We start from the raw sequence: 13,868 nt of genomic DNA, 5'->3' as shown, positions 1-13,868 counted from the left end.
TCCTGCTGATTTCATCTCTGTGATGTTTTCTCTCCGGAACTTAAAAAATGAATTTCCGAAACATCGTCAATGACCCCACATTCTATCAGGGTATTTATGATATTGGTACAGTCTTTCCCGAAGCTGACATATGCTGATCCGCCATATGGTCTGGATGTTTCCACAGATTCGCCCATATTCGTGTAGTAATCATCGAGCCGGTCATATACATTTTTCCAGTCTGCAGATACGTGATAAAAATCCATGCTGAGACTGGCAGAAGAGTACTCCCCTGTTTCTTCCGGATCTTTCAGTGCATTCGTCAGATTGTACTTTTGCAGCTTCTGATCTGCGGCGTCTTCACAAATCGCCTGATACAGTTTTTTTGCAGTATCCGCATCAAAGTCACAATCCTTATAATTTTCCGATGATTCGTCTAATGTCAGGGTTCCGTTATTAAACTTTGAAATTTTGTCAGAATCCGTTCCAAAGAGATATTCCATAAAATGATCTGCTTTATTTTCTTCTCCAAATAATACTTCTGAAAGCTTTTCATTTTCCTCTGTAATCTCATATGTACGCGAGAGCGTTTTTCCATTTTTCAGGTAGTAATAAAAAATGATCTGTGTACTGTCATCCGTTTTATTTTCCCTGTAAATTTCCGCATGACTTAAAATTTCTTTCTGTGCCTGACGTGCCACACGAACGCTGTCCCCTTTATATTCTACCGGATAATCAAGAGAAACTTCCACCCGGCTTACCTGATCTGCATCCGGGACATACTGTTCCAGATAGGTGGCATTTTTTGAGCATCCCCAGAAACTGCCCAGCACAAACAGCACAAATAACCCGCTCTCACAGAATCTCCTGCGGCAAAATACGCGAAATCCTTTTTCCACAAACATCTGTGCAATAAAAAAACTGACAAAACCAAATGCCACCACAAGAACAAGCAACATTGGTTTTTTTACATGCAGATGCACGGAATCTAAAAATTCTGCCGCAAAGACGCCTGCAAAATAACCGACTCCGGTTCCCACGCCCCAGCGGAACAATGGTTTGACCCAGTTAAAAGAAATCAGATCCCCTGCACTTTCAATCCTGCGTTTTTTATAACAGTAATAAGCAATCAGATAAATGACAACTGCTGCAGCCACATAGGCCGCAAGTACCCGCAGTCCCCGGTAGGACAACACTCCCGACATCAGGTCTGTTTCCTGGTTATAGGACTGCCGGAATACAAAACGCACATTGTTGTACAGATAATTCATCGGGGAGAGAATCCGCAAAATTAAAAATTCCGGCACAGTATTCATGCCAAGTCCATATCCCAGATATCCGATGACATAACGTGCACCGCTGGAAAATGCAAATGCCACATAATTAACTGCCAGAAAGTACACCGGAAGTGCAAACAGCTGTCCGGTAAACATGACACAAAAACACACCGTTGCATAAAGGAAAAAAGCAATTCCCATAACACTTAAAAACCACAATCCCAGAAACTGCACACTCGCAATGCCTTGCAAAAGACAAAGAACCACCGTTACCAGAAAAACCAGTGCCTGCGGAATCAATAGAAAACAAAGGCCACTGATCATATTCGTCACATACAGTTCCCCCCTTGTAACCGGCAGTGCATGGATCATATACGCATTCTTCTGGGTAAACAGATAGCCAAACAACGCCATCCCACAGACGACTGCCATAATTGCAATTGCGGCCACATCCACTTCCAGACGCAGACTGTTGTACAATGCATAATCCCTGGCATAAGCAGTCATGTCCGTCTGTTGCTGCAGACGCGACCACAGCTGCCCCGGCACTTTTACCATCCCATATAACAGATAGCATACCCAGATCGGCCAGTACAGGGTCATATTTTTTTTAAAAACCGTACGGTTAAAAAAGGATGTCTTTGACTTCATAGCCCAAACCTCCCATTTCATAAATAAAAATTTCTTCCAGTGTAAGCGGCAGAATGTCCACAATAGCCAGATGGTCTCCCTCTGTCTGGATGGCTGCCGCAACCTCCCTGGGATTTCCCTTGACAATCATTGTATATACACGCCCGGAATTTGACATATGCAATACCTCAAATTCTTTTGGGAGTTTCGGCATACCGGTCTGGCATGCCACCTGGATTTTACTGATGTTTCCATGTAAATCAAACAGGGAACGCTCAATTATAATCTTTCCGTGATTCATAATGCCCACATGATCACAGACATCCTCCAGTTCGCGCAGATTATGGGAAGAAACCAGTACGGTCGTCCTGCGCTCTGCAACCTCGGACATCAGGATCGTCCAGATCTGTTTCCGCATAACCGGATCAAGGCCATCCAGCGGTTCATCCAGAATCAGAAGTTTCGGTCTGCAGCAGAGTGCCAGCCAGAATGCAACCTGTTTTTGCATTCCCTTGGACAGTCTGCGGATATTGCGTTTCATATCAATTCCCGGGAAAAACTCCTGCAGGCGATAAAACATCTTTTCGTCAAAGGACTCGTACATTCCCCGGAAATAACGCATCATTTCCAGTGTATCCGCCTGTAAAAAATAAAACGGCTCATCCGGTATATAAGCCATTTGAGCCTTTACCTGTTTATTTTCATATACCGGAGCCCCGTCAATAAAAATTTCTCCGGCATCCTGCCGGTATACACCTGTCAGATGACGGATCAGGGTTGATTTCCCGGCACCGTTTGGTCCCACAAGCCCATATATGTTTCCAGACGCCACATGCATATTTACCCCGTCGAGCGCACGGAAATCCCCAAATTTCTTTATCAGATTATTTACTTCAATCAAAGTCTTTGCTTCCTCCTGCCAGTTCCCACATACGTCCTGTCAATTCCTCTGTCCCTACCGACATATTCTGCAGTCTGATTACCACCGTGTCGAACTCCTGCAGCAGCTCTTTGCGGATCAGTTCCGCAATCTGCTTTTCCGATGCCGCCATCCGTTCGCCTTCCCTGTCACAGACATACCCTTCCTCTTCCAGCTCCTGATAAGCTTTCCTTACAGCATTGGGATTTATGGCAAATTTTGAAGCCAGTTCCCTCACTGACGGAAGTTTTTCTCCCTCCGGTATCGCATGCGTTATGATCATTTTTCGAATCCCGTCCGTGATCTGCTCATAGACCGGTTTGATATCTCTGCAATCTGGCTGCATCAAAGAGCATCCTCCTATCTTTCCTCAATACAGTCAGTGTACCATAAATCTTCCCCGAGTAATTTAACATCTTTGAAATACATTCTTAAGGATTTCTTAATTTGTTACACAAGTTTTAAAAATGCTCCCAGATTTCCGCGTTTTCCATGGCTTGCCCTATGGGAAAACAACAGATTCGGATTACAGCAGGTACAAAGATTCGTTACCGCCAGATGTTCCGGAAGGATTCCTGCATCCCGCAGCACAATCTCATTACTCTTCCACAGATCCAGCTGATATTTTCCACCGCCCTTTTCGATCAGGATCTCACACTCATGACCGGAAAACTCTTTTGCAAAGGCAGATGCCACATCTTCACTTACTTCATAACAGTCCTGACAGATGGACGGTCCAACGGCGGCAAGAATTTCTCCGGGGTCACTATGAAATTCCCTGCGCATCACCTCGATGGTATGCTGCCCCATGCGTCCGACCGTTCCTCTCCACCCGGAATGGGAAAGTCCGATCGCATGGTGTATGGGATCTACAAAATAAAGCGGTACACAGTCAGCGTAAAAAGTTGCCAGAATCAGTCCCGGTTCATCCGTCACCAGCCCGTCCACATCCGTGTAAGACCGCTCCTTTGTCACACCATAGCCCCCGCAGCTTCTATCCACCCGCCGGACATTTGTCGTATGGGTCTGATCCGAACAGACAATATCCGAAAGCGTTCCTCCCATTGCCTCTGCCACTCTGCGGTAGTTTTCCGTCACTGCCTGTGGATCATCTCCACGTGTAAAACTCAGATTCAGACTCTGAAACATTCCGGTGCTGCATCCACCCTCTCTGGTGGTAAAACAGTTCTTTACGCCCGTATGTGCCAAAAGAAGGGGAAAATACAAAAGCGGAAGCCCCTGTCCCTTTTTGCCCTGAAACTGTTCCAGTTCCAGTATATGCTCTTTATTTTTCCACTGAAAATCTTCTCTGTCCATGTCTGTCACCTCTGAAAATAAAATGCATTTGGGATGTGCCGGATACTTCCGTCCCCATAAATTCCAATCACATCAAAACGGCAGTCCATCTCCTGCCCTGCTGCATATCCTGCATAATGATAATTTGCAACCTTACAGATCTGGCGCTGCTTTCTCCGGTCTACCGCCTCTAACGGATCTCCGTAATCATTGCTGCTCCGGTATTTTACTTCAACGTATACAAGTACCCCGTCCTTTTGTGCAATAAGATCCACCTCTCCAAATGGTGTCCGGTAATTGCGTGCAAGAATTGTGTAATCATGTGTGCACAAATACCGGGCTGCCATGGTCTCATATTCTGTTCCAATTGTACGTTTATTCAAATTTTATTTAACCCCTGCCTGATCAATCTTTGCCTTCATACGATCCATATCATCCACAAAAACAAGAATCTCCGCAACCACCTCATACAGCTCCGGCGGAATCATGTCCCCGATCTGCAATTTGGAAAGAGTAGACGCAAGTTTATTGTCTTTGTAAGTCGGAACCTGACTCTCTTTTGCTTTTTCAATAATTTTTTCGGCTACCTGCCCCTTTCCGGTTGCCAGTATCTTTGGTGCTTTTTCGCCCGGCTCATAGGCAATCGCCACTGCCGTTTTCTCCGGTTCTTTCTTTTGTTTTAACTGCTCAAAAGGAAAGGGTTTAAAATTATTATTTTCCATTTTATGCCCTCATATCAAAGGAATACCGGTGCAGCTGTGTCGCCGCCGGCTGATCCATCTTCAGAAAATCGTCCACAAAATTTACATGTTTTTCTTCATTTACCACGTCGATCTTACAGTGATATCCCTTTTTTTCCAGCCTCGCTTCCAGCACCGGATAATTTTTTTCCAGCAATGCATATGCAGTGTCATTGTCCAGATAAAAACGTGTACTTACTTCACGTCCTCTCATCCGGACCGAAACATCCGTACTTCCCAGATGATCCAGATCCAGATGCAAAAAAGCAGTCAGATCCTTTTCTCCCTGCGCCAGTGCCTTTTTGTTGGTATACACAAACAGTTCGCCGCTTGCATGCTGCCCCGACATTTTGAGTGGAATCTGTGCGTATGTGTACATCTGGTTCACCTGATTCATAAATTCTACATTGCTGTGGATCTCTCCCGCCATCTGTGAGAAAGCGGTATGCTCCTGTCCCGCATTTTTGAGTGCTGACTCAATTTTTTCCATCTGACTGTTCAGACGTTCATACAGTCTGCCGACATAATCGCCCTCTTTGAGATCCCCTGGTTTCGCCATCCACTGCTGTTCTGCCGTATCCCGGACAAGTGCCTGGAATTCCCTGGAAGAAAACAGCTTTCCGAGATGTTCCCGTTCCAACGGCAACGGATCTTTGCACAGCTGCTGCAGATCCTTTAACACTTCTACTGTACCGCTATTTGCGTTATATGCACTCTGCGGCTTTCCGAGAATATCTCCGATCATCCGGTTTAAATGCTGCAGCTGTTCCTGTGAAAGTACAGCTCCCAGTGTATGTGGAGTCTGCGACATCTGCCCGGTATAAGTTGTTTTTCCGGAAACAGTTTCCATCGTTTCGGCTTCCTGCTGTCCGGCCACGCCTTTCTCCTCCGCTGCAGCCTGACCTTCCTGCTGCGACAAAATTTCCGGATGTTCCTGCACGGTTTCCGTGGCAGTCTCCGGTGCAGCTTCCGTCTGCATCTGCGTTTCTGCGGTATCTGTCTGCACGCTTTCATAATTCAGACCATCCAGGTTGTATGCCATATCCGGTTCCGGACTTTGTATCTGCTGCGGTACTTCTTCCAGCCCGTCTGTCAGAATCTGCAACAACTCATTTCCAAGCTGACGCATGGTCTCTGTCTTTACTGGTGTGCCTTCTGTTCCGGTCAGACTCTGCGGAAACTGCTCAATCAGTGCATCCAGTTCCCGTGTAATCGCCTGACTGTCATTCGTATAATTTTCAAACTGGGAGGCATTTTCTACAGTAATCGGTATTCCAAGCTTTTGCATCTGTACCAGCGTCTGTACATCAATCCGCGGATTTGCATTGACCAGCCGTGCCATCTGCTGCAGACTCTCCCGGTCAATCGGCATCTGTTCTTCCATCATCCGGTCAACCATGGACAAATACTCCGGCTGTGCGGAAAGTCCCGCTGCGGAAAGCGCCTGCATCAGCGTATAATTTGCGCCTGCCCCGTCAATTGCAAACGGCCGGATGGCAATCTGCGTGCCATCGTTGGACTTTACCTGGAAAAACATGGATTCCCCTTCCATAAGGGAAATCTTTCCGTCCAGCCGTGCCATCACCTGCTGCCCTCCGGAAAGAGAAAGCGTCACGCGGCCATTTTTAACGGAAGTGACCGTCCCCTCAAAAATATTTCCTTTTGTCAGAGACCGCAGAGAGGCCACAAGATTTTCCACACCTTTCGTCCCGGTCAGCGTCTCCGCACCTGATGAGATCGCCTGATGATACTGTTTTACCAAATCTGAAATCTGCATCCGAACAGCCCCCTTTGTGATTTTTGAATAATTATCTTATGATACAAAATTCTTAATAAAGGTTCTTCTGTGAATCGGTGTCGGTCCATACTTTTTGAGTGCTGCAATATGTTCCGCGCTTCCATATCCTTTATTGGAAGCAAAACCATACTCCGGATAAATCGAATCATAGTATACCATCATCCGGTCCCTGGTCACCTTGGCAATGATCGATGCCGCACCGATGGAAATGCTCTTTGCATCTCCCTTGATAATCGGTACCTGCGGCATTGTCACTTTCGGAATCGTCACTGCATCATTAAGCAGCAGATCCGGCTGCGGAGATAACTGTGCAATCGCCTGCCGCATTGCCTCATACGTTGCCTGCAGAATATTGATCTCATCAATCCTGTCCGGACCGATCGTGCCAAGTCCGGTTGCCACTGCCTGCTCCATGATGATATCATACAGTTCTTCTCTTTTTGCCGCTGAAAGTTTTTTGGAATCATTAATATATAATATATCACAATCCTTCGGCAGAATCACAGCTCCTGCCACGACCGGTCCCGCAAGCGGTCCCCGTCCTACCTCATCGATCCCACAGATATATGTATATGTATCGTACTCTTTTTCATATTTCTTTAAATTTTCCGTGCGGATCATTTCCTTCTGTAGCTTATCCATGCGTTTTTTTGCGGTATCCACCAGTTTCTGCACACCGGTGCGGGAATCCGACGCATATTTTTCCACAAACGCCTCCAGTGCTTCCGTCGGTGTTGCTGTCAGTTCCTCTTTAATCGCATCAATTTTTTCAGCCATTTTCCTGCTCCTTTGGCCACTCCAGCGTAACTTTTCCGAGTTTTCCGCTCCGGAATTCATCAATCAGAAGTGCTGCCGCTTTGCTGTAATCGAGTTCCCCGCCTTTCGTGATACATTTCCTGTTTTCTGCAATCCCGCATAAAAGTTCGGTCTCCTTTTGTGTTTCTTCGACTTCATAACGTTCTGTCAGGATTCCCGGATACTGTGTTTTCAGGAAACGGATCAGCTCTACCGCAAGTTCATCCGTATTTAAGATCTCATCCCGGATGGAACCGATCAGCGCCAGACGAAGTCCAACTTTCTGATCCTCAAATTTCGGCCAGAGAATTCCCGGAGTATCCAAAAGCTCTACACTTTTGCTCAGACGTATCCACTGTTTTCCCTTCGTTACACCCGGCTTGTTTCCGGTCTTTGCACACGCTTTTCCCGCATACGAATTGATAAATGTGGATTTTCCGACATTTGGAATTCCAACAACCATGGCACGGACCGGCCGGTTTTTGATTCCGCGCTTACGGTCCCTCTCCATTTTTTCCTTACAGGCTTCCATAATAATATCGGCAATGGATTTCATTCCGTTTTTGCTTCGCGCGTCAAGGCTTACCACATAATATCCTTTCTTTTTGAAAAAAGCAGACCACTGCTCGGTTGCCTTGCGGTCCGCCAGGTCCGCTTTATTCATTAAAATCAGACGATATTTGTTTTTCCCAAGTTCATCAATATCCGGATTTCTGCTGCTGAGCGGGATCCGGGCATCTACCAGTTCGATCACCAGATCTATCAGTTTGATGTCTTCCTGCATCTGTCGTTTTGCTTTGGTCATATGACCGGGATACCATTGAAAATTCATCTCTTTTTCCTCATTTCCTAAATCAGCCCGCTTAATCGATCAGTCCCATCTTTCCAAATCCCTTAAAATGGAACCACGCTTTTCCAATTATATAATCTTTTTTCACATTTCCGATATTTGCCATACGGCTGTCCTCACTGCTGTTTCGATTATCCCCGAGAACAAAATATTCGTCATCCCCAAGTTTCACTTCATCTGCTGCCACACCGGGATCTTCGATGGAAGCAGAAACAATATCTTCCTTGTAAAGTTCTCCATTAATATATACTTTCCCATTTTTGATCTGTACCGTATCCCCCGGACAGGCAATGACCCTCCGGACATAATAATGGGATTTTTCATTTCCATTCGGCAAAAAAACGACGACATCGCCCTGCTTTGGCGCGCGTACCATATAGACAAAGCGATTGACAAAAATCTGTTCCTCGCTCTGTAAGGTATCCTGCATGGCATTTCCCACAACTGTCGTCCGAAAACCAAAAGAACTGACCAGTGCATATGCAATGGCAATTACAATGGCACATTCTAATACCCAGGTCATAATTTCTTTAAACAGGGGCACATTAAACTTTTTTCTTCTTCTGCTGAAATTCAGTCCGCTTCTTCTTTTCACTTTTCCACCTCTTTAATTCAAGTTAGAAAAAAGGGATGCCGCATTCTGTGGCATCCCTTCCATGAAGCAAATTATTTTACTAACTCTTTTACCTTTGCAGCTTTGCCGACACGGTCTCTTAAGTAGTAAAGTTTTGCACGACGTACTTTACCTTTACGAACGATCTCTACCTTCTCAACGTTTGGAGAATGTAAAGGCCATGTCTTCTCAACACCTACACCGTTTGAAATCTTTCTTACAGTGAAAGTGGTACGGTTGCTTCCACCCTGCTTCTTAATAACAGTTCCTTCGAATACCTGAATACGCTCACGGTTTCCCTCTTTGATCTTTCCGTATACCTTTACAGTATCACCTACGGAAAACTGTGGTGCTTCAGCCTTTAACTGCTCTGCCTCAATGTTCTTGATAATTTCACTCGCGTTCATTTTGTGACCTCCTGATTATTTTGACGTTCTTAAACTCCATCTATCGGTGCCAGAGGACCGTCACTTCTATTCACATTTGTAACTATCCGTTCCGTAATATTACCGAATAATTACACCGCAACAATTATAAACTTTAGCATACTCATTCCGAAAAATCAAGTCCTTTTTCATCATTTTTCGCACATCCAGAAAATTTTGTCACGCGACAGGCAAAATCCCTCTTTTTCCTGCAATCTCTTGGATTTTTCGTTGTCCGTGATAATCTGTGCAAACGGAATTTTTCCCTGTTCGAGCATACAGTTTGCTGCATACGTTTCGAGCGTCATGGCAATGTGTCTGCGCTGGAATTTTGGTGCTACCATAAGCATTCCGATACTTCCCTCACAATGCTGCCCGATAAATCCGGCAAGCTTTTCGTCATAAAAAGCCCCCACAAGCATACCATCCTGTATCCTCGACCGCAGGTAGTCCTCATCACAGCAGCCGTGATAAAAGGAAATCACCTGTGGAAAATCTTCTCGTTGTAATCTGCGCATCGACAATCCATCCTCACGCGTCAGATCCGGCCGGTATAAACCGCGCACCGGAAGCTTTTCATGTCTGGTGTACACAGCCTGATAACATTCGCACTCCTGATTAAGTCCGTATCTCTTTTGAAAATAAGGAATCATTTCCTCCTGATGCAAAACCGCCAGCGGTATTTTTTCAACCGGAAGCGTCCATGTACGGATATCCGGAAGTCTTGACGGATCCACACATGCATGAAAATAGATCTCGTATTCCATATCTTTGAGCAATATCTGTCCCTGCCCGAAATACAACAGTTGTGCGCGTCCACGATTGATCAGTTCAATCATATCGATGTGCAACAGTTTCTGTTTCATAAGCAGTTGTCTGCATTCCTGCAGCCGCACATAGCGGGCATACAGATCCGGTCTGCGTTCCTTTGTACGCAGGATGGACTGTTCCTTTTTCCATGCATCTATGTGTTTCTGGTTTCCGGAAAGCAGCACCTCCGGCACCTTTTTCCCGTGCCACACATCCGGTCTGGAATATTGCGGATGTTCCAAAAGCTCTCCGTGGAAAGATTCGGTCAGAGCCGACTGTTCATTTCCAAGCACTCCCGGAACCAGGCGTGCCACTGCATCGACAATCACCATGGCTGCCAGCTCGCCGCCCGTCAGTACATAATCACCGATGGAAATGTAATCTGTGACCACTTCCTCAAGCACGCGCTCATCAATGCCCTCGTAATGCCCGCATAACAAAAGCAGCTCATCCTGTGCCGCCAGTTCCCGTGCTTTTGCCTGTGTAAAAGGAATTCCCTGCGGGGTTACATAAATCACCCGCTTTTTCTTATTCTGCGGTATCTTTTCCATAACACTCTGACATGCATCATATACCGGCTGTGCCTGCATGAGCATCCCTGCACCGCCGCCGTAAGGATAATCATCCACCCTGCCATGCTTATCCTGCGTATAATCACGAATATTCACCGCATCAATATCTATTTTTTTCTGTTGTACGGCTCTCCCTGTGATGCTTGTCATAAGCCCCTGCATCACCATATCCGGAAAAAGTGTCAAAACATGAAACTTCATTGTCCACCCTCCGTTTAACGCAGTCCCGGCAGCAGATGTACTTCCATCTGTCCCGCAGCCACATCCACGTTCTGGATACACGCATGGATTGCCGGAATGAGCAGATCTTTTGCGCCGTCTTTACTCACAACATAGACATCATTGGCACCGGTCTGCAATACATCGGAGATTGTTCCAAGTTCTTCTCCTTCATCCGAAACTACCTGTATTCCGATCAGATCTGCAATAAAATACTCGTCTTTTCCTAATTCCACTGCATTTTCCCTGGTAACAAGCAGCTTTGCCTGCCGCATTCTCTCCACGTCATTTCTATCATCTATCCCCTTGAATTTCAGGATCACCATATTTTTAAAGAACTTAACACCTTCGATTTCAAGTTCTCTGGTTCCCCGACCCTGATCAAGGAGGACTGTTTTCAAATTTTTAAACCGGGCATTATCATCCGTGGTAGGAAACACTTTCACCTCTCCACGTACCCCGTGAGGAGCCGTAATCACTCCCACCTGAAATAAATCTTCCATAAAATCTCCTATTGTGCAGATTCTCTCACGAATTTGTTTCATAGAAAAACAAGCACCTCGCAGCTGCGGGGTGCTTAATGCGGTACATCTCTGATGTATCGCCTGTGGTACATCTTCGATGTATCGCCTGTGGTACATCAGAGATGTACCGCTTTCATTTACGGTATATCCTACCGTTATGTTATTGCATGATTTCCACAATAACTTTTTTGTCTTCTTTGGATGCCGCTGCTTTCACAACCGCACGGATTGCTTTCGCAATGCGTCCCTGCTTTCCGATTACTTTGCCCATATCGGACTGTGCAACCCTAAGTTCCAGCAGAGTTCCTTTTTCATTCTCAGACTCCGTCACAACAACTTCATCCGGGAAATCAACGAGTGACTTTGCAATTACTTCAACTAATTCTTTCATTAATTACATCCACCCTTCGGAATTATTTCTCGATACCAGCTGCCTTGAAGATTCTGTTAACGGTCTCTGTTGGCTGTGCGCCTGTAGATAACCACTTCTTAGCCAGCTCAGCATCTACGTGATACTCGCTAGGATCCTTTGTTGGATCATATGTTCCGATCTCTTCGATGCATCTTCCGTCTCTTGGTGAGCGGGAATCTGCAACTACGATTCTATAGAAAGGAGCCTTCTTCTGTCCCATTCTTCTTAATCTGATCTTTACTGCCATGATTTCACCTCCTCATAGGTTTTGTTTTTATTTAAAAGGGAAGTCCTTTGAACATTCCTCTTTTACCACGTTTGCCGCCCATCATGCCGGGCATCTGTTTCATCATTTTCTTTGTCTGCTCAAACTGCTTGACCAGACGGTTGACTTCTGCCACCTGTACACCCGCACCTCTTGCAATGCGGTTCTTTCTGCTTGGATTGAGCAGATTCGGATTTTTACGTTCCTGCGGTGTCATGGAATGAATAATTGCCTCTATTCTCCGCATGTTTTTCTCCGCTTCGTCCGTATCAATCTCCGGCATCTTTCCACCGCCGAGTCCAAGTCCCGGCATCATGCCCATCAGACTGGACAAACCGCCCATCTTTTTCATCTGACTCATGGACTCTAAATACATTTCAAAGTCAAATTCATTCTTGCGCATCTTCTGCTCAAGTTCTTTGGCTTTTTCCTCGTCGAGATTCTCCTGTGCTTTCTCAATCATGGTAAGCACATCGCCCATACCAAGGATTCGGGATGCCATACGATCCGGATAAAACTGTTCCAGATCCGAAAGTTTCTCCCCCATACCTGCGTACAGAATCGGTTTTCCTGTCACTGCGCGGATGGAAAGAGCTGCACCGCCCCGGGTATCTCCATCGAGCTTTGTCAGAACAACACCATCGATTCCTATCTTGTCATTAAATGTCGAAGCAACATTTACCGCATCCTGACCGGTCATTGCATCAACAACGAGAATGGTCTGGAATACATCCACCGCTTCTTTGATCTCCACAAGCTCATCCATCATCTCTTCATCGACATGCAGACGACCTGCCGTATCAATGATCAGAACATTGCAGTCTTCTTTCTTTGCATGTTCCACGGCTGCTTTGGCGATATCCGCAGGTTTGTTTTTATTTCCCATGGCAAATACTTCCACGCCCTGCTTTTCTCCATTGATCTGCAACTGTTCGATTGCAGCCGGGCGATACACATCACAGGCTGCCAGCAGTGTCTTTTTCCCTTTGGTCTTTAATTTGCCTGCGATCTTTGCCGTGGTAGTTGTTTTACCGGCACCCTGCAGACCTACCATCATAATGACGGTCAGTTCTTTTCCCGGCCGGAACGCAATCTCGGTTGTCTCGGAGCCCATGAGCTTAACCATCTCTTCGTTTACGATCTTGATGACCATCTGTCCCGGATTGAGACCGCTCATCACATCCTGTCCGATTGCCCGTTCCTGCACATCTTTTACAAACTTCTTGACCACACGGAAATTTACATCTGCCTCAAGCAGTGCCATCTTGACTTCTTTCAGTGCTGTCTTGACATCGTCCTCTGTCAGTCTGCCCTTGCTGCGAAGATTCTTAAATACATTCTGCAATTTTTCAGAAAGACTGTCAAATGCCATACTACAGCTCCTCCAAAATCTGATTTGAAATCGTTGCGATCTGTTCTACGATCTGTTCATCTTTTGTTTGATGAAACTGTTCTGCCAGTCTGTGAATTTCCTCCACATCCTGCTTCACAGATAAGAACTTCTCTACCAGATGAAGTTTCTTTTCATAATCCGAAAGCTTCTTTCCACAGCGTTTGATCATATCTGCCACGCCCTGTCTGGTAATCCCCTCCTCCCCGGCAATCTCACCGAGAGAAAGATCATTGAACACGAAGTCCTCATAGATCCGGCGCTGATGTTCATTCAGTAACTCGCCATAAAAATCATATAAATAAGCCTGTTGTAACTTTTCTTCCACATCAATCACCTTGGATACTTTACCAT

The 13,868-nt window shown here is 45.8% G+C and carries 17 protein-coding genes; all 17 read right to left on the bottom strand.

The window, feature by feature from the left end; genetic code table 11:
- Positions 1 to 11 precede the first annotated feature (11 nt).
- The 17 genes from M72_RS12630 to ylxM all read right to left on the bottom strand — a co-directional run bounded on the left by M72_RS12630 (position 12) and on the right by ylxM (position 13,842).
- Positions 12 to 1,907, bottom strand: coding sequence for an ABC-2 transporter permease (locus M72_RS12630; RefSeq protein ID WP_055068470.1), 1,896 nt, complete (start codon positions 1,905 to 1,907; stop codon positions 12 to 14).
- Complete coding sequence (locus M72_RS12625) at positions 1,882 to 2,787, bottom strand: ABC transporter ATP-binding protein (RefSeq protein ID WP_055068469.1); 906 nt, start codon at positions 2,785 to 2,787, stop codon at positions 1,882 to 1,884. The genes M72_RS12630 and M72_RS12625 overlap by 26 nt, the downstream gene beginning before the upstream one ends.
- Positions 2,780 to 3,151, bottom strand: coding sequence for a GntR family transcriptional regulator (locus M72_RS12620; protein WP_055068468.1), 372 nt, complete (start codon positions 3,149 to 3,151; stop codon positions 2,780 to 2,782). Before M72_RS12620 ends, M72_RS12625 begins: the two co-directional genes overlap by 8 nt.
- Positions 3,152 to 3,255: 104 nt before the next feature.
- The gene (gene pgeF / locus M72_RS12615) at positions 3,256 to 4,122 is read right to left on the bottom strand and encodes a peptidoglycan editing factor PgeF (protein WP_055068467.1); all 867 of its coding nucleotides are present in this window, start codon (positions 4,120 to 4,122) and stop codon (positions 3,256 to 3,258) included.
- A 5-nt stretch (positions 4,123 to 4,127) separates the two neighbouring features.
- Positions 4,128 to 4,484, bottom strand: coding sequence for a YraN family protein (locus tag M72_RS12610; RefSeq protein ID WP_022045105.1), 357 nt, complete (start codon positions 4,482 to 4,484; stop codon positions 4,128 to 4,130).
- A 3-nt stretch (positions 4,485 to 4,487) separates the two neighbouring features.
- Positions 4,488 to 4,823 (bottom strand): EscU/YscU/HrcU family type III secretion system export apparatus switch protein, encoded by a 336-nt coding sequence (locus tag M72_RS12605; RefSeq protein ID WP_055068466.1) that lies wholly within the window; start codon positions 4,821 to 4,823, stop codon positions 4,488 to 4,490.
- A 1-nt stretch (position 4,824) separates the two neighbouring features.
- A complete protein-coding gene (fliK, locus tag M72_RS12600; protein WP_055068465.1) occupies positions 4,825 to 6,618 on the bottom strand; it encodes a flagellar hook-length control protein FliK in 1,794 nt (597 codons plus the stop codon).
- Between the two features lie 36 nt (positions 6,619 to 6,654).
- Positions 6,655 to 7,416: a ribonuclease HII gene (locus tag M72_RS12595; protein WP_022045102.1), complete on the bottom strand. Its 762-nt coding sequence runs from the start codon at positions 7,414 to 7,416 to the stop codon at positions 6,655 to 6,657.
- Positions 7,409 to 8,266, bottom strand: a complete 858-nt coding sequence (ylqF, locus tag M72_RS12590) for a ribosome biogenesis GTPase YlqF (RefSeq protein ID WP_055068464.1) — start codon at positions 8,264 to 8,266, stop codon at positions 7,409 to 7,411. Before ylqF ends, M72_RS12595 begins: the two co-directional genes overlap by 8 nt.
- A 31-nt stretch (positions 8,267 to 8,297) precedes the next feature.
- Complete coding sequence (gene lepB, locus M72_RS12585; RefSeq protein WP_082413922.1) at positions 8,298 to 8,807, bottom strand: signal peptidase I; 510 nt, start codon at positions 8,805 to 8,807, stop codon at positions 8,298 to 8,300.
- Positions 8,808 to 8,950: 143 nt separating this feature from the next.
- A complete protein-coding gene (rplS, locus tag M72_RS12580; protein ID WP_022045099.1) occupies positions 8,951 to 9,304 on the bottom strand; it encodes a 50S ribosomal protein L19 in 354 nt (117 codons plus the stop codon).
- Between the two features lie 170 nt (positions 9,305 to 9,474).
- On the bottom strand, positions 9,475 to 10,905 hold the full coding sequence (gene trmD / locus M72_RS17975) for a tRNA (guanosine(37)-N1)-methyltransferase TrmD (RefSeq protein WP_055068463.1): 1,431 nt from the start codon (positions 10,903 to 10,905) through the stop codon (positions 9,475 to 9,477).
- Between the two features lie 14 nt (positions 10,906 to 10,919).
- Complete coding sequence (gene rimM, locus M72_RS12570; protein WP_022045097.1) at positions 10,920 to 11,426, bottom strand: ribosome maturation factor RimM; 507 nt, start codon at positions 11,424 to 11,426, stop codon at positions 10,920 to 10,922.
- A gap of 181 nt (positions 11,427 to 11,607) precedes the next feature.
- Complete coding sequence (locus M72_RS12565) at positions 11,608 to 11,838, bottom strand: KH domain-containing protein (RefSeq protein ID WP_022045096.1); 231 nt, start codon at positions 11,836 to 11,838, stop codon at positions 11,608 to 11,610.
- Positions 11,839 to 11,860: 22 nt separating this feature from the next.
- Positions 11,861 to 12,106: a 30S ribosomal protein S16 gene (gene rpsP / locus M72_RS12560; RefSeq protein WP_022045095.1), complete on the bottom strand. Its 246-nt coding sequence runs from the start codon at positions 12,104 to 12,106 to the stop codon at positions 11,861 to 11,863.
- Between the two features lie 31 nt (positions 12,107 to 12,137).
- On the bottom strand, positions 12,138 to 13,496 hold the full coding sequence (gene ffh, locus M72_RS12555; RefSeq protein ID WP_055068462.1) for a signal recognition particle protein: 1,359 nt from the start codon (positions 13,494 to 13,496) through the stop codon (positions 12,138 to 12,140).
- A gap of 1 nt (position 13,497) precedes the next feature.
- A complete protein-coding gene (gene ylxM, locus M72_RS12550) occupies positions 13,498 to 13,842 on the bottom strand; it encodes a YlxM family DNA-binding protein (RefSeq protein WP_055068549.1) in 345 nt (114 codons plus the stop codon).
- Positions 13,843 to 13,868: the final 26 nt, after the last annotated feature.

This window comes from Roseburia faecis (assembly GCF_001406815.1).
GTDB lineage: Bacteria > Bacillota > Clostridia > Lachnospirales > Lachnospiraceae > Roseburia > Roseburia faecis.
Note: the sequence above shows the minus strand (reverse complement) of the source record. Positions and strands in the feature narration are given on the sequence as shown.